Annotated in this window: 11 protein-coding genes; 2 read left to right on the forward strand and 9 right to left on the reverse strand. The window is 71.6% G+C overall.

Annotated elements, in window-relative coordinates:
• Positions 1-51: 51 nt before the first annotated feature.
• The 9 genes from G5C51_RS30800 to G5C51_RS44150 form a co-directional block, all read right to left on the reverse strand.
• Positions 52-561 (reverse strand): P-loop nucleotide/nucleoside kinase family protein, encoded by a 510-nt coding sequence (locus G5C51_RS30800; protein ID WP_165242067.1) that lies wholly within the window; start codon positions 559-561, stop codon positions 52-54.
• Between the two features lie 36 nt (positions 562-597).
• On the reverse strand, positions 598-1,998 hold the full coding sequence (locus tag G5C51_RS30805; RefSeq protein ID WP_165242069.1) for an NAD(P)/FAD-dependent oxidoreductase: 1,401 nt from the start codon (positions 1,996-1,998) through the stop codon (positions 598-600).
• A complete protein-coding gene (locus G5C51_RS30810; protein WP_165242071.1) occupies positions 1,995-2,798 on the reverse strand; it encodes an ABC transporter permease in 804 nt (267 codons plus the stop codon). The genes G5C51_RS30805 and G5C51_RS30810 overlap by 4 nt, the downstream gene beginning before the upstream one ends.
• Positions 2,798-3,730, reverse strand: coding sequence for an ABC transporter permease subunit (locus tag G5C51_RS30815; protein WP_165242073.1), 933 nt, complete (start codon positions 3,728-3,730; stop codon positions 2,798-2,800). Before G5C51_RS30815 ends, G5C51_RS30810 begins: the two co-directional genes overlap by 1 nt.
• The gene (locus G5C51_RS30820; RefSeq protein ID WP_165242075.1) at positions 3,727-4,872 is read right to left on the reverse strand and encodes an ABC transporter ATP-binding protein; all 1,146 of its coding nucleotides are present in this window, start codon (positions 4,870-4,872) and stop codon (positions 3,727-3,729) included. Before G5C51_RS30820 ends, G5C51_RS30815 begins: the two co-directional genes overlap by 4 nt.
• 5 nt (positions 4,873-4,877) lie before the next feature.
• Positions 4,878-6,116, reverse strand: a complete 1,239-nt coding sequence (locus tag G5C51_RS30825) for a polyamine ABC transporter substrate-binding protein (RefSeq protein ID WP_165242077.1) — start codon at positions 6,114-6,116, stop codon at positions 4,878-4,880.
• 17 nt (positions 6,117-6,133) lie between these two features.
• Positions 6,134-7,657 (reverse strand): gamma-aminobutyraldehyde dehydrogenase, encoded by a 1,524-nt coding sequence (locus G5C51_RS30830; RefSeq protein ID WP_338118365.1) that lies wholly within the window; start codon positions 7,655-7,657, stop codon positions 6,134-6,136.
• A 94-nt stretch (positions 7,658-7,751) separates the two neighbouring features.
• Positions 7,752-8,759, reverse strand: a complete 1,008-nt coding sequence (locus tag G5C51_RS30835; RefSeq protein WP_165242079.1) for an ATP-binding protein — start codon at positions 8,757-8,759, stop codon at positions 7,752-7,754.
• Between the two features lie 140 nt (positions 8,760-8,899).
• Positions 8,900-11,224 carry an ATP-binding protein gene (locus G5C51_RS44150; protein WP_338118366.1) on the reverse strand — a complete coding sequence of 775 codons (2,325 nt, stop codon included), beginning with the start codon at positions 11,222-11,224 and terminating at the stop codon, positions 8,900-8,902.
• Positions 11,225-11,397: 173 nt separating this feature from the next.
• Here G5C51_RS44150 and G5C51_RS30845 point away from each other — a divergent pair, with 173 nt between their 5' ends.
• Together G5C51_RS30845 and G5C51_RS30850 are read left to right on the forward strand one after the other, a co-directional pair.
• Positions 11,398-13,779, forward strand: coding sequence for an ATP-binding protein (locus tag G5C51_RS30845; protein ID WP_165242083.1), 2,382 nt, complete (start codon positions 11,398-11,400; stop codon positions 13,777-13,779).
• 77 nt (positions 13,780-13,856) lie between these two features.
• Positions 13,857-15,953, forward strand: a 2,097-nt coding sequence (locus tag G5C51_RS30850; RefSeq protein WP_165242085.1) for an ATP-binding protein, incomplete at its 3' end; no start/stop codon positions are given.

Here is a 15,953-nt window from a genome sequence, read left to right on the forward strand (position 1 = left end):
CCCTCCGCGGCACCCTCCACCCCCAACGCCTGAGCGAGGCAACGGAAACACTCACCGGCCTCTACGGCCAAGGCGGGCCAGGAGCACGGTGACCGACTCGTGCGGCTCCTGGCCGGCCGTATCGATGACGACGTGCTCCCGGCCCCACGGCTCGTATTCCCGGGCGATCACCTGCTCCCAGTCGGGCAGCCGCAGATCCGCGATGTCGGAGGACCGCGTGGTCACCCGGTCCCGGTGCTCAGCCGGGTCCGAGCAGATGACCTCCACCTCCACGACGGGGACCCCCGCCTTGAGCCCGACGTCCCGCCAGGAGTCGCGGGTGACGGCCAGCGGATTCACCGACTCGGCGATCACCGTGAAGCCCTGGCCCAGTTGGTCCGCGGCCAGGGCGTAGCCGACGGTGTAGCCGGCCGCGCCGACCGGGTGCTCGGTCAGGCCGGAGCGGACGATGGCCTGTTCGATCGTGTCGACCCTCAGGTGCACCGCACCGATACGCGCCGCCAGCAGCCGCGACAGTGTCGTCTTGCCGGTTCCGGGCAGGCCGCCGATCACGATGAGCATGGGGTCATCCTGCAGTTGGCCGCGTTACAGCGGCACCTAGCTGTCGAATCCCAGGCCCGCCCGGTCGAGGCCCCGCAGCCACAGATTCCGCTTCCCGCCGCGCGCGTCCGCTCGCGCCAGCGACCACCGCGTCAGTCCGATGCCCGCCCACGCGAACGGCTCCGGCGGGAAAGGCAGCGGCTTTTCCCGGACCAGCTGCAGGCGGGTGCGCTCCGTCATCTCCCCCGCCAGCAGGTCCAGCATCACCTCGCCGCCGAAGCGCGTCGCGCCCACGCCGAGGCCCGTGAAGCCGAGCGCGTACGCGACCCGCCCGCCCGCCGCCGTGCCGAAGAACGGGGCGAAGCGCGTGCACGTGTCGATCGCGCCGCCCCAGCGGTGGGTGAAGCGGAGCCCCTCCAGCTGCGGGAAGTACCCGAAGAAGTGCTCCGCCAGCCGCAGATGGGTCTCCGGGCGCTGGTCGTACTCGGCGGCCACCCGGCCACCGAAGTGGTGCACCGCGTCGTAGCCGCCCCACAGGATCCGGTTGTCCGCCGTCAGGCGGAAGTAGTGGAACTGATTCGCCGAGTCCCCGAGCCCCTGCCGCCCCGACCAGCCGATCGAGGCCAGTTGCGCGTCCGACAGCGGCTCCGTCATCAGGACGTAGTCGTAGACCGGGGTCGTATACGGCCGGAGGCGTCGCACCAGCGAAGGGAAGGCGTTGGTGCCCAGCGCCACCTGCGCCGCCCGCACGCTTCCGTACGGCGTCCGGACCGTCACCCCGCCCCCGTCCGCCGACAGCGACCGGGCCCACGTGTGCTCGTGGATCCGCACGCCCGCCTCCGCGCAGGCGCGCCGCAGGCCCCACGCCAGCCGCGCCGGGTTGAGCATCGCCACGCCGTCGCGGTCCCACAGGCCGGCCAGGAAGCGCGGCGAGGCCACCTGCTTCTGCATAGCCGCGGCGTCCAGCAGCTCCAGCTCCATGCCGTACGCCGCCGCCTGCTCGGCCTCCTCCGCGAGCTCCGCCACCTGGTACGGCTCCGTCGCGACCGCGATCTCGCCGGTGCGCTCGAAGTCGCAGTCGATGTCGTAGCGGGCCACCGCCGCCTCGATGCCGGACAGGTTCTCCATCCCCAACGAGTGCAGTTTCCGCAGCTCGCCCGGCCAGCGCGCGACCCCGTTCCCGAAGCCGTGGGTGAGCGACGCGGCGCAGAAGCCGCCGTTGCGGCCGCTGGCCGCCCAGCCGCATTCCTCGCCCTCGATCAGGACCACGTCCCGCGCGGGGTCGCGCTCCTTGGCCAGCAGCGCGGTCCACAGACCGCTGTACCCGCCGCCCACGACGAGCAGGTCGGCCTGCTCGTCGCGCACCAAGGCCGGGAAGGGCTCCGGCTTTGCCGCCGGGTCGTCCAGCCAGTACGGGTCCGGGCGGGCGTCCGCGAGTGAAGCCGCCGCGTTGCTCATGACTTCCTCCGTGCGCGCCCGTTGCCCAGCAGCTGCCCGGCCATCACCAGCAGCACCGCGATGAAGAACATCGCCGAACCGATCACATTCACCTGCACCGGCACACCCTTGAGCGAGGCGCCCCACACGAACATCGGGAAAGTGATCGTCGAGGGACCGGAATTGAATTGCGTGATGATGACGTCGTCCAGCGACAGCGCGAAGCTCAGCATCGCCCCGGCCGCGATGCCGGGCAGCGCCAGCGGCAGCGTCACGCGCACAAAGGCCTGCAGCGGGCCGGCGTAGAGATCGCGCGCCGCCTCCTCCAGCTTCGGATCCATGCCGGCGAGCCGTGCCTTGACCGCCACCACCACGAAGCTGAGGCAGAACATGATGTGGGCGATCAGGATCGTGGTGAAGCCGAACTCGATCCGCATGTTGAGGAAGAGGGTCCCGAGCGACGCGGCCATCACCACCTCCGGCATCGCCATCGGGAGGAAGATCAGCGAGTTGACCCCCGCCCGCCCCCGGAAGCGGTGCCGCGCCAGCGCGAACGCGGCGAGGGTGCCGAGCGCGGTCGCGGCCAGCGTCGACAGCAGCCCGATCTGCAGGCTCAGGCCCACCGAATCACAGATCCCGGGCGCCCCGCAGGGGTCGCTCCAGGCTTCGGTCGAGAACTCCTGCCAGGTGTTGTTGTAGCGGCTGACCGGCTTGTTGAAGGAGTAGAGAAGCACGACGAGGTTCGGCAGCAGCAGATACCCCAGGGCCAGCGTGCCCGCGATGACCACCAGATTCCGCCGTACGAAGGTGAGTACGCGCATCAGACCAGCTCCTCCGTTCCGGCCCGGCGGATATACACCGTCACGATGATCAAGATGGCCGCCATCAGCAGGAACGACATCGCCGCCGCGGTCGGATAGTCCCGCACGTTCAGGAACTGCCGCTGGATCGCATTGCCGATCATCTGCTCCCCCGGGGAGCCGAGCAGCTTCGCGTTGATGTAGTCGCCCGACGCGGGGATGAAGGTCAGCAGCGTGCCCGCGACCACGCCAGGGAGCGACAGCGGGAAGGTCACCTTGCGGAAGACCGTGGCCGGCTTGGCGTACAGGTCCTGCGCCGCCTCGTGCAGCGCCGGGTTGATGCGCTCCAGGGAGGAGTACAGCGGCAGGATCATAAAGGGCAGAAAGTTGTACGTCAGGCCGCAGATGACCGCCAGCGGGGTCGCCAGCAGGCGGTCGTCCTCCGTCATGCCCAGGGTCGCGGTCACATCCAGGAGGTGCAGCGCGTCCAGGGCCCCCACCAGCGGGCCGCCGTCCGAGAGGATGTGCTTCCAGGCCAGGGTGCGGATCAGGAAGCTGGTGAAGAACGGGGCGATGACCATCACCAGCAGCACATTCCGCCAGCGCCCCGCCCGGAAGGCGATCATGTACGCCAGCGGATAGCCGATCACCAGGCAGAGCAGCGTCGCCGCCGCCGCGTACATGATCGAGCGGCCGAAGTGCTCGGCGTACTCGCTCATCGCGTCCGTGTAGTTGGCCCAGTGCCAGGTGAGCTCGTAGCCCTCGCCGGAGGAGCCGGACTGGACGGACGTGGACGCCTGGAAGAACATCGGCACCGCGAAGAAGACCAGCAGCCACAGGATCGCGGGGAGCAGCAGCCAGTACGGGGTGAGCTTGCGGCGACCGCCCGGCGGGGGCGGCGGCGGTGCGTCGGCCTCGGGCGCCGCCGGCGGCGGTGGGGCCAGGGCCGTCACAGGGCGTCCTCCCCCGTGCCCGCGTCGGCGTCCTGGTCGCCGTCGAGGCCGAAGGTGTGCGCCGGGTTCCAGTGCAGGACGACCTCCGCGCCGGGGGTGAGGCCGGCGGCGGATTCCACGTTCTGCGCGAAGACCGCGAGTTCGGGACACCAGGGGCTGGCGACCACGTACTGCGTCGATACGCCCGTGAAGCTCGCGTCCTTGATGGTGCCGGTGAGGCGGTTGTGGCCCTCCGGCACGGCCGCCTCGTCGCTCCGCGACCGGATGGCTATCTTCTCCGGGCGGATGCCCGCCAGCACCTTGGTGCCGGACGCCGCGGACGTCGCGCGCATCCGGTCGCGGGGCAGCGTCAGCTTCGTATCGCCGGCGCGGAGCACCAGCTCGTCGCCCTCCGCCGCCGATATCTCGGCCGCGATCAGGTTCGACTGGCCGAGGAAGTTCGCCACGAACGCGCTGCCGGGACTCTCGTACAGCTCCGCGGGGGCACCCAGCTGCTCGACCCGGCCGTGGTTCATCACCGCGATGGTGTCGGCCATGGTCATGGCCTCTTCCTGGTCGTGGGTGACGTGCACGAAGGTGATGCCGACCTCGGTCTGGATGCGTTTGAGCTCCAGCTGCATCTGGCGGCGCAGCTTGAGGTCCAGGGCGCCCAACGGCTCGTCCAGGAGCAGGACTTCGGGGCGGTTGACGATCGCGCGGGCGAGCGCCACGCGCTGCTGCTGGCCGCCGGAGAGCTGGGCCGGCTTGCGGCGGGCCAGCGGGCCCAGCTCGACCAGCTCCAGGACGTCCTCGACCTCCTTGTGCACCTGCTTCTTGCCGCGCCGGCGCAGGCCGAAGGCGACGTTGTCCTGGACGGACAGGTGCGGGAAGAGGGCGTAGCTCTGGAAGACGGTGTTCACCGGGCGACGGTGCGGCGGGAGCGACGTGACGTCGCGGTCGCCCAGCATCACCCGGCCCGCCGTGGGCTGTTCCAGGCCGGCGATCATGCGCAGGGTCGTGGTCTTGCCGCAGCCCGAGGCGCCCAGCAGGGCGAAGAAGGAGCCCTGGGGGATGCTCAGGTCCATCGGCTGCACCGCGGTGAAATCGCCGAAGGTCTTGCTGATGCCGGTGAGGGTGACACCGGCCGCTTGCTCTGCTGACATGCCGGTCAAGCTCCGATCACCTTGGAGAACTTGTCCTCGTACGTGGTCTCCGCGTCGTCGTCCAGCTCCATGAAGACGCGCCCGGCCTTGATCATCTTTTCGTCGGGGATGATCAGCGGGTCCGCGGCGAGCTCCTTGTCGATCTTCGCGAGCTCTTCCTTCGCCCCGGCCACCGGGCAGATGTAGTTGACCCAGGCGGCCAGCTCCGCCGCGTTCTTGGGGTCGTAGTAGAAGTCCATCAGCGCCTCGGCGTTCGCCTTGTGCCGGGCCTTCGCGGGGACGAGCAGGTCGTCGGTCGCGTAGAGATAGCCCTTCTGCGGGATGACGAACTCGATGTCGGGGTTCTCGAACTGCATCTGGACCACGTCACCGGCCCAGGCCAGGCAGGCGGCGATATCGCCCTTGTCGAGCTCCTCGACGTAGTCGTTGCCGGTGAAGCGGCGCAGCTGCTTGTTGTCGACCGCCTTCTGGATACGGGCGACCGCGGCGTCGAATTCGTCCTCGGTGAACTTCGTGCAGTCCTTGCCCATGTCCAGCAGCGTCATGCCGACCGTGTCCTGCATCTCCGTCAGCATCGCGGCCTTGCCCTTGAGGGACTCATCGGTCAGCAGCTGCTCGACGCTGGTGACCTTCCGCCCCTTGGTGGCTTTCTTGTTGTACGCGACGACGGTGGCGAGTCCTGCCCACGGGACGGTGTACTGGCGGCCCGGGTCATGGGCGGCGTTGCGGAAGCGGGGCTCCATGTTGGTGACCACGTTCGGCATGTTCTTGGGGTCCAGGCGCTGCGCCCAGCCGTGCCGGATCAGCCGGCCCGCCATGAAGTCCGAGAAGCAGATGATGTCGCGGCCGGTGCTCTGCCCGGCCTCCAGCTGCGGCCTGATCTTGCCGAAGAACTCGACGTTGTCGTTGACGTCCTCGTTGTACTTGACCTTGATGCCGCTCTCCTTCTGGAAGCGGTCAAGGGTGGGGCGCTTGTTCTCGTCCTTGTCGTCGACGTCGATGTAGAGCGTCCAGTTGGAGAAGATGAGCTCCTTCTCCTTCTTGGAGTAGTCCGGGTCCTTGGACTCGCCCTTCTTCTTGCCGTCGTCGGACGCGGGTATCCCGCACGCCGCGAGCGCGGCGCCGCCGGCGGCCGCGCCGGTCGCGGCGAGCAGCCGGCGCCGGGACAGGGCGGCCTTGCCGCCGGTGAGGCTGCGTTCCCAGGCCTTGGCTATCGGCTCGGGGAGAGAGTCGAACACATCCATGGGGCTATCGGGCCTTCCTAGGCGGAGAAGACGGTGCGGTGCCAGCTCTTGCGCGCTTCCCCCGTAACGTCCTGCATCACGTGCTTGACCTGCGTGTACTCCTCCAGGGAGTACGCGGACATGTCCTTTCCGTAACCCGATGCCTTATAGCCCCCGTGCGGCATCTCACTGATGATCGGGATGTGGTCGTTGATCCACACGCAGCCCGCCCGCAGCTCGCGGGCGGCGCGTGCGGTGCGGTAGACATCGCGGCTCCAGGCGGAGGCGGCGAGCCCGTAGGGAGTGTCGTTGGCGAGGGCGAGGCCCTCGTCGTCGCCGTCGAAGGGCAGCACGGTCAGGACCGGCCCGAAGACCTCGTCCTGCACGATCTCGCTGTCCTGCGCGGCGCCGGTGATCAGCGTCGGCTCGTAATACGCGCCCTTGAAGCCGTCGGGCGCGCGACCGCCGGTCACGACCGTGGCCCCGGCGCTACGGGCCCGGTCGACGAAGCCCGCGACCCGGTCGCGCTGGGCGTACGAGATGAGCGAGCCGAGGTCGGTCGCCGTATCGAAGGGGTCGCCGATGCGGACCGCGGCCATCAGCTCGGCGACGCCCGCCACGAAGTCGTCGTAGAGCGGGCGTTGAATGTACGCGCGGGTCGCCGCCGTGCAGTCCTGGCCGGTGTTGATGAGCGCGCCGGCGACCGCGCCGTGCACGGCGGCCTCCAGGTCGGCGTCGTCGAAGACCAGGAACGGGGCCTTGCCGCCCAGCTCCAGGTGCACGCGCTTGGCGGTGCCGGCGGCGAGGGCCGCCACCTGCCGGCCGACCCGGGTCGAGCCGGTGAAGGAGGTCATGGCGACCCCGGGGTGGGAGACCAGGTGCTCGCCGGCGTCGGCGCCCGCGCCGCTGATGATGTTGATGACGCCCGCCGGGATGCCGGCCGCGACCGCCGCCTCCGCGAACATCAGCGAGGTGAGCGGGGTCAGTTCGGAGGGCTTCAGCACGATCGTGTTGCCCGCGGCGATCGCCGGGAGGACCTTCCAGGCGGCCATCTGCAGCGGGTAGTTCCACGGCGCGATGGAGCCGATCACGCCGATCGGCTCGCGGCGGACGTACGAGGTGTGGTCGCCGCTGTACTCGCCCGCGGCCTTGCCGTCCAGCAGCCGGGCGGCGCCCGCGAAGAAGGCGGTGTTGTCGACGCTGCCGGGGACGTCGAACTCCCGCGACAGCCGGATCGGCTTGCCGCACTGCAGCGACTCGGCGTACGCGAAGTCCTCCGCCTGCTCGCCGAGCACGGCCGCGAAGCGGTGCATCGCGTCGGACCGCTCCCCCGGCGTCGCCCCGGCCCAGCCGGGCAGCGCGGCGGCGGCCGCCGCGACGGCGGCGTCGACGTCGGCGGGCGAGGCGAGTTCGTACGTGAGGACGTCCTCGCCGGTCGCCGGGTCGATGACCGCCTGCCGTCTCCCGGAGCTGCCGGGGACAAGGCGGCCCGCGACGTACTGGGCGCCGGGGGCATAGCGCGCACGGGCGTCGAAGCGGACTGCTTCGATTCGAGAAGCCACGGGCCACTCCGGTGGTGTCGTTCCTGCCGGGAATGATGGATGATCCTGGCAGGGGGAGTGGCTCGCGGCAAGGGATTCCGTCGTTTCCTTTTGGTTACTCGACGGAATTAGTCTTCAGTACATCCATCGACCAGGCCACGCACCGGCGTTGGAACTCCGTCTCCTCGCCCAGCCGCGCCAGCTGCTGCCTGCCGTAGGCCCTCACGGCGCGCGGCATCCACACCAGCTCGTCGTCCTTGTCGCCCGCCGCCGCGAACAGCCCCTGCGCCCGCAGCCCCGCGAAGGCCCGTACCAGCTCGCTCCCGGACAGCCGCTCGTCCGCGCACACCTCGGTGGCGTGCGCGAGGGTGAAGGCGCCGGGGAAGACCGCGGCCCTGGCCCACAGCAGCCGCTCCCCCGGGGTGCACACCCGGCGGCTCCACCACATCGAATCCCGCAGCGTGCGCTGCCGCTCGGGCACCTCGGGGCCGCCGCCGACCAGGGCGAGCGCGCCGTCGGCGCCGGCCAGCCGGGTCAGCAGCTCGTCGGGCGAGCGCCGCTGCAGCTGCGCCGCGGCGATCGTCACGGCGAGCGGGAGGCCGTCGAGGAGCTCGCAGATCTCCCGGATGGTGTCGTCGTCCGCGAGGCCCTCGGCCGCGCCGTCGTCCCGGTACCCGGGGGCGCAGTCGCGGAAGAGCTCCACCGCGGCGTCCACGTCCAGCGGGCCGAGCGGCAGCGTCGCACCGTCGGCCGCGGTCGGGATGCGGCTGGTGGCGATCGCCCGCAGCGCGGGCCGCTCCGCGATGAGGTCGCGCAGCGCGGCGCCGGCCGCGTCGGCCACGTGCTCGCAGGTGTCCACGACCAGCAGCGTCTGGCGCCGCCCGCCGCCGTTGATCTGCTTCAGCCCGTACGAGAGCCAGCGCGGCACCAGCTCCGGGTCGCTCACGGGCGCCAGGTCGAGGTGGATGAGGTCCGGGCGGTTGCGCCGCCGCTGGCCGCGCACCGCCTCTGCCACCAGCGCGCTCTTGCCCACACCGCCGGGACCGGTCACGGTCACCAGCTGCTCGGTTTCCATCAGCCGGCCCAGAGTGCTGAGCGCCTCGGCGCGCCCGTGGAGTGTCATGGCATTCCCCGGTCGTCTGCTCGCTACCGCCATCGTTTTCACGGGATTCAGCCTGCTCCGGGCGGTTGCCCCGGACATCGGTACGGGTCGCCAATCGGTATACGTACCTTCACCGCTGCCTACGGCGCGGCCGCGCGGATCTACCTAGGTAGCCGCTGCCCCGGTTGCTCCCCGGAGACCATCGCGGCGATCTCCGAGCGGGACGAGAAGCCGAGCTTGGCGAGAATGTGCTCGACATGGGCGTCGGCGGTGCGCTTGGAGATGACCAGCCGCTCGGCGATCTCGCGGTTGGACAGGCCCTGCGCGACCAGCGCGGCCACCTCGCGCTCCCGCCGGGTCAGCGCGTCGGCGCGGCTGCCGCCCTTCTCCCCGTACGCGGGGCGGTCCGGGGGCAGCGCGTCGTGATCGCCGGCCGCGAACTCCACCGCGCGCGGCGACGGCAGCCGGACGCCCTGCCGGAAGAGCTGCTCGTAGCGCTCCTCGCCGAGGGACGCGCGGGTGGCGGCGACGGACTTCTCCTGCAGCGACTGCATCATCGGATTGCCGAGCAGGATGGTCCGCCCGACGAGCGACCAGTGCGCGGAGGCGGCGCCGAACAGCCAGGCGGCCCTGCGGTGCCGGCCCGCGTCCACGGCGAGCCAGGCCATTATGGACAGCACATGCGCATGCCCGAGCACGTCGCCCCGCCGGCTCTGCAGCGCGGCGGCACGGCGCAGCGCGGCGGCCGAGCGGTCGGGGCGGCCGCACATGAAGTGGGCGAGGCCGCGGAATACGTAGCTGAAGCCCTGGATGAAGCACTCGTCGCTGCCGCCGGGGCCGAGCAGCGCGACCGTGCGGTCGCACTCCTCTATGGCCTCCTCGGGGCGGCGGGCGAGCACATGGGCGATGGAAAGACCGAGGCTGCTCATCAGCCGCGGCAGCGGATCCGGGGTGCCGGCCGAGCTCTCCCAGGCGAATTCGAGCCGCTTCAGGGCGGCTTCGTGCTCGCCCTTGTAGCTGAGCGCGACCCCGTACGCACCGGAGGCGATGGACGCGATCCGGTCGTCGTCCAGCTCCGCCGCGAGCTGCAGCGCCTGCTCGGCGGCGGGGATGGCCGCCTCGTGATCGCCCTTGTGGCCGGCGAACATGGCGTACGCACCGAGGTTGAAGGCCCGCTCCAGCGGCGCGCCGCCGGGCTGCCGGAAGCCCTTGTCCATCCAGTACGCGGCCTCGCCGGGATGCCCGGAGACCGCCCAGTAGGCGGACATCAGGCCGGTCAGGTGCAGCAGTTCACCGCGCTCCTCGGCATAGTCGAGGGCGGCGCGCAGATTGCCCTCCTCCGCCGACAGCTCGCGGTGCAATTCGGGCTGCTCGGAGGTGGTGAAGGCGATGCCGAGCTTGGCCAGGCGGTGCCGGTAGCAGGCGATATGCCGCTCCCGGAGCGCCTCCTGCTCGCCGAGCGAGGTGAGCCATTCGGCGCCGAACTCGCGGATGGTGTCCAGCAGCCGGTAACGGGTGCCCTGCTCGCCGACCCGCAGCACCACCGACTTGTCGACCAGGCTGATGACGTGCTCCAGCACGGTCTCGGCGGGCAGTTCGGCATCGGCGCACACCGCTTCCACGGCGGCCAGGTCGAAGTCGCCGGCGAAGACCGAGAGCCGCGCCCACAGCAGCCGCTCCTGCGGGGTGCACAGCTCGTGGCTCCACCCGATGGTGGTGCGCAGCGTCTGATGCCGTGGCAGCGTTGTCAGCCTGCTGCCGGCCAGCAGCGCGAAAGTGTCGGTGAGCCGGGCCACCAGGTGGTTCAGCGGCAGCGCCCGCAGCCGGACGCTGGCCAGCTCGATGGCGAGCGGGATGCCGTCGAGGCGGCGGCACAGCGCCACGGCGTGCTCGCGGTTGGCGTCGGTGAGCTCGAAGCCGGGCACCGCGGCCCTGGCCCGCTGGACGAACAGGTCGAGCGCGTCCCCGCCGTTCTCCGCGTCGGGCAGCGGCAGCGGCGGCACCGGCAGCACATGCTCGCCAGGCACGTCGAGAGCCTGCCGGCTGGTGGCGAGGATGGTCAGCCGCGGCGCCTGCGGCAGCAGCAGATCGGCCAGCAGCGCGCAGGCGTCCAGCAGATGCTCACAGGTGTCGAGCACCAGCAGCAGCTCGCGCTCCGCGACGTATTCCACGACGGCGTCGACCTGCGGCCGCCCCGCCTGCTCGGGCAGCCCGAGCGCCTCCGATACGGCATTGGGCAGCAGCTCGGCGCCCTTGAGACCGGAGAGCTCGACGAGATGCACACCGTCCTCGAACCGGACGGCCGCCTCGGCCACGGACCGCAGCGCGAGCCGCGTCTTGCCGACCCCGCCGGGGCCGACGAGCGTGACCATACGGGACTGCGCCAGCAGCCGATGGACGTCCGCCAGTTCGGCCGTACGCCCGACAAAGCTGGTGACCTCGGCGGGGAGCCGGTCCCCGCGCCGCCATGTCGCTCCGAATGCCACGCCGCCCAGGGTAGTTGGGAGGCCGACGCCGTGGGGCGATATCGGGCAGCAGCCACTCGTAAGCATGCCGCGATATTCCACCCGCACATGCGCGGGGCCGGGTTCTGCCGGTAACTGCGGCCGAAATCCGCGTAACCTGGAGTCAACCACTCCGACGGCGTTGGTGGGGAGCGATGACGTTCGGCTTCAGAGGTGGGCGGCTGCCCGCGGAAGTGACGAGCTTCGTCGGACGGACAGCCGAACTGGCCTCCGTACGACGTCTGTTGCAGCGCTCCCGGCTCGTCACCCTCACCGGCCCCGGCGGCGTCGGCAAGACCCGGATCGCGCTGCGGGCCGCCACCCAGGTCAAGGGCGACTATGCGGACGGCGTGCGGCTCGTGCAGCTGTCCGGGCTGCAGGACCCGGAGCTGCTGCCGCACACCGTCGCGGCCGCCGTGGGGCTGCCCGGCTCGGATCCGCGGCCGGTGCTCGACGCGCTCGTGGACACCCTGGCGGAGCGCGAGCAGCTGCTGGTGCTGGACACCTGCGAGCATCTGCTGGACGCGGTCGCGCTGCTCGCCGACGTGCTGCTGCCGGCCGCCCCGCGGCTGCACATCCTGGCCACCTCCCGGCAGCCGCTCGACGTCCCCGGTGAACACCTTTACGCGGTGCAGCCGTTCGCCGTCGTCCAGCCGGCGGAGGCCGGCCAGCACTCCGGTTCCTCGGACGCGCTGGCGCTGTTCGCGCAGCGCGCGGCGGCGGCCGTGCCCGGCTTCGAGATCACCGACGGCAATCGTGAGCAGGCCTCCACCCTCGTCCGCCGCCTCGACGGCATCCCGCTGGGCATCGAGCTGGCGGCCGTACGGCTGCGGGCGCTGTCTCTCGACGAGCTGGCCGAGCACCTGGCGGACGCGTACGACGTGCTGGAGGCGGGCCGCTCCGTGCCGGAACCGCGGCACCGCACCCTGCGCACCCTCATCGGCTGGTCCCATGAGCTGTGCACCCCGCAGGAGCGGCTGCTGTGGGCGCGCCTGTCGGTCTTCGCGGGCAGTTTCGACCGGGCCGCGGCCGAGGCGGTGTGCGCAGACCCCGAACTGCCGGCGGCCAGTGTGCTCCCGCTGCTGATCAGCCTGGTCGACAAGTCCGTGGTGCTGCGCGCCGACGGCCCGCCGGGGACGGGTGGCGAGACCCGCTACCGGCTGCTGGACACCATCCGCGAATACGGGGCGGAGTGGCTGGACTCGCTCGGCGAGACCGCCGCCTGCCGCTCCCGGCATGTCACCCACTACCACGGCCTGCTCGCCCACTTCGCCGACCGGTTCTACACCTCCGGGCAACTGCCGCTCTACCGCGCCGTGGCGGCTTACGCCGACAATCTGCGCGCCGCCCTGGGCTACGCGCTGCAGGACCCGGACGCGGCCGTGCATCCGGTGTCGCTGACCGCCGTCATGTGGACGTACTGGACCTGCTCGAGCCGGCTGGGCGAGGGCGACTACTGGATGGCCAAGGCGCTGGCACACGGCGGACCGGCCGCGGACCGGGCGGTCACCCTGGTCTGGCGGGCCGACTACGGCCGCTACCGGGCCCGCCCGGCCGAGGGACTGGTCTGGGCGCTGCAGGCCCGCGAGATCGCCGAGGAGCTGGATGATCCGCGGCTGCTCGCCCAGGCGCTGCGGGTCGCGGGGGGCGTACGCAACTGGCTCGGCGACCACGAGGCCGCGATGGCCGACTTCGCGGCGGCGGAGCCGCTGCTGAAACACCTGGACCGCGGCGCGCTGATCCAGCACCACTACCTCAAGTCCCAGACCTACGCCCTGTCCGGCGGCCGCCCGCAGGAGGGGCTCGTCGAGGCCGACGCGGCGCTCGAGCTGTGCCGGGAGGAGCCCGACGAGTGCTGGGCGCAGGGTTCGTCGTCGACGTGCCGCACCCTGAGCCTGTTCCTGCTCGGCAGGTACGCCGAGGCGTCGGCGGAGGCCGGCCGCGGCGCGGCCCTGAAGGGCGCGATCGGCGACCTTCTGGGCCTTGCCGCGCAGCTGGACATGATGGCGTGCGCGGAGGCCTACACGGGCCGGCCGCTGCGCGGCGCCAGGTTGTTCGGGGCGACGGACAGCGCATGGCGACGGGTCGGCTCCGAGCCGATGGCGGGCAACAAGATCTTCCAGGCGGTCCGCGACCGGGCCGAGCGGCAGCTCCTGGACACCCTGGGCGAGGCGGAGTACCGCAAGCGGTTCGCGGAGGGACAGGAGCTCGGTGAGGAACGCACCCTGGCCTTCGCCACGGCGGGCACCGACGACCCGCCGGCGCCGCCCCGCCGCCGCACCCCGGGCGCCCCGGTCCCCGCACCCGCCACCGGCACCCCCGTCGACGCGCTCACCAGCCGGGAGAGAGAGGTGGCCGCATTGGTGTCGGAGGGCCTGTCCAACCGGGAGATCGCCCAGCGGCTGGTCATCTCCAAACGGACCGCGGACGCACATGTCGAACACATTCTCTCCAAGCTCGGCTTCTCCTCCCGTCTTGAGATCGCCGCCCTGCTCGGGTCCGAGTTCCACCCGCAACTGCCGCACACATCCACGTAATCTGGAAGTCACCACTTCGACTGCGATGGTGGGGAGCAATGACCTTCGGCTTCAGAAGTGGGCGGCTGCCCGCAGAAATGACGAGTTTCGTCGGCCGGACAGCCGAGCTCGCCACCGTAAGGCGGCTGCTGGGGCGCTCCCGCCTCGTCACCCTCACCGGGCCCGGCGGCGTCGGCAAGACCCGGATCGCCTTACGGGCCGCGGCGCAGGTCAAGGGTGACTATGCCGACGGGGTGCGGCTGGTGCAGCTCTCCGGGCTGCAGGACGCGGAGCTGCTGCCGCACACCGTCGCCGCCGCCGTGGGGCTGCCCGGCAGCGACCACCGGCCCGCGCTCGACGCGCTCGTGGAAGCGCTGGCGGAGCGGGAGCAGCTGCTGGTGCTGGACACCTGCGAGCATCTGCTGGACGCGGTCGCGCTGCTCGCGGACGTGCTGCTGCCGGCCGCGCCGCGGCTGCACATCCTGGCCACCTCCCGGCAGCCGCTCGACGTGCCGGGCGAGCATCTCTACGCCGTCCAGCCGCTGTCGGTGCCCGACCCCGGCGAATCCGGGCACCGTCCCGGTTCCTCGGACGCGCTGGCGCTGTTTGCCCAGCGGGCGGGGGCCGCCGTCCCCGGCTTCGAGATCACCGACGGCAATCGCGAGCAGGCCACCGCGCTGATCCGCCGCCTCGACGGCATCCCGCTGGGCATCGAGCTGGCGGCCGTACGGCTGCGGGCGCTCTCACTGGAGCAGTTGACCGAACATCTGACCGACACTTACGACGTATTGGAGGCCGGCCGCTCCGTACCGGAACCGCGGCACCGCACCCTGCGGACGCTGATCGGCTGGTCGCACGAGCTGTGCACCCCGCAGGAACGTCTGCTCTGGGCGCGGCTCTCGGTCTTCGCCGGGGGCTTCGACCTGGCCGCCGCCGAGGCGGTGTGCGCGGACCCCGAACTGCCGGTCGCGAACGTGCTCCCGCTGCTGATCAGCCTCGTCGACAAGTCCGTGGTGCTGCGCGCCGACGGCCCGGCGGGCCCCGGCAGCGGGAACCGGTACCGGCTGCTGGACACCATCCGCGAATACGGCGCCGACTGGCTCGACTCCCTCGGCGAGACCGCCACCTGCCGCTCCCGCCATGTCGCGCACTACCACCGGCTGCTCAGCCACTTCGCGGACCGGTTCTTCACCTCCGACCAGCTGCCGCTCTACCGCGCCGTCGCGCCCGACGGCGACAACCTGCGCGCGGCCCTCGGCTACGCGCTGCAGGACCCCGGCTCCGCGGGCCATCCGGCATCGCTGACCGCGGTCATGTGGACGTACTGGACCTGCTCGGGCCGGCTGCTCGAGGCCGAGTACTGGATGGCGAAGGCGCTGGCGAACGGCGGCGCGGCCGCGGACCGGATCGTCACGCTGTGCTGGCGGGCCGACTACTGCCGCTACCGGGCCCGCCCGACCGAGGGACTGGTCTGGGTGCTGCAGGCCCGCGAGCTCGCCGAGGGCCTCGGCGAACCGCGGCTGCTCGCCCAGGCGCTGCGGGTCGGCGGCTGCGTACGCAACTGGCTCGGCGATCACGACGGCGCGATGGCCGACTTCGCCGCGGCAGAGCCGCTGCTGAAGCAGCTCGACCGCGGGGCGCTGGTCCAGCACCACTACTTCAAGTCCCAGACCTTCTCCCTGTCCGGCGGCCGCCCGCAGGAGGGCCTGGTCGAGGCTGAGGAGGCGCTCCGGTTGTGCCGGGAGGAGCCCGACGAGTGCTGGGCGCAGGGTTCTTCGTCGACCGCCCGCACCCTGAGCCTGTTCCTGCTCGGCAGATACGCCGAATCCGCCGCGGAAGCCCGCCGTGGCCTGGCCCTGAAAGGAGCGCTGGGCGACCGGCTGGGCATGGCCGCGACGCTGGAGATGATCGGCTGCGCCGAGGCCTGCTCGGGCCGCTCCCGGCGCGGCGCCGGGATGCTCGGGGCGGCGGACAGCGCGTGGCAGCGGGCCGGTTCCGAGCCGATGGCGGGCAACAAGACCGCCCTGGCCATGCGCGTACGGGCCGAGGGGCAACTCGTGGAAGCCCTGGGCGAGAAGGAGTTCCGCCTGCTCTCCGCGCAGGGCCGGGAGCTCGATGAGGAGCGCACCCTGGCCTTCGCGACCGCGGGCACCGACCACCCGCCGGCGATTCCCCGCCGCCGCACCCCCGGCGCC

The organism is Streptomyces coryli, assembly GCF_011044975.1.
Taxonomy (GTDB): domain Bacteria; phylum Actinomycetota; class Actinomycetes; order Streptomycetales; family Streptomycetaceae; genus Streptomyces; species Streptomyces coryli.

Bases quoted from the DNA above. Each gene is read 5' to 3' on its own strand.
- G5C51_RS30800 (WP_165242067.1), bottom strand. From the start codon at position 561: ATGCTCATCGTGATCGGCGGCCTGCCCGGAACCGGCAAGACGACACTG.
- G5C51_RS30805 (WP_165242069.1), bottom strand. From the start codon at position 1,998: ATGAGCAACGCGGCGGCTTCACTCGCGGACGCCCGCCCGGACCCGTAC.
- G5C51_RS30810 (WP_165242071.1), bottom strand. From the start codon at position 2,798: ATGCGCGTACTCACCTTCGTACGGCGGAATCTGGTGGTCATCGCGGGC.
- G5C51_RS30820 (WP_165242075.1), bottom strand. From the start codon at position 4,872: ATGTCAGCAGAGCAAGCGGCCGGTGTCACCCTCACCGGCATCAGCAAG.
- G5C51_RS30825 (WP_165242077.1), bottom strand. From the start codon at position 6,116: ATGGATGTGTTCGACTCTCTCCCCGAGCCGATAGCCAAGGCCTGGGAA.
- G5C51_RS30835 (WP_165242079.1), bottom strand. From the start codon at position 8,759: ATGACACTCCACGGGCGCGCCGAGGCGCTCAGCACTCTGGGCCGGCTG.
- G5C51_RS30845 (WP_165242083.1), top strand. From the start codon at position 11,398: ATGACGTTCGGCTTCAGAGGTGGGCGGCTGCCCGCGGAAGTGACGAGC.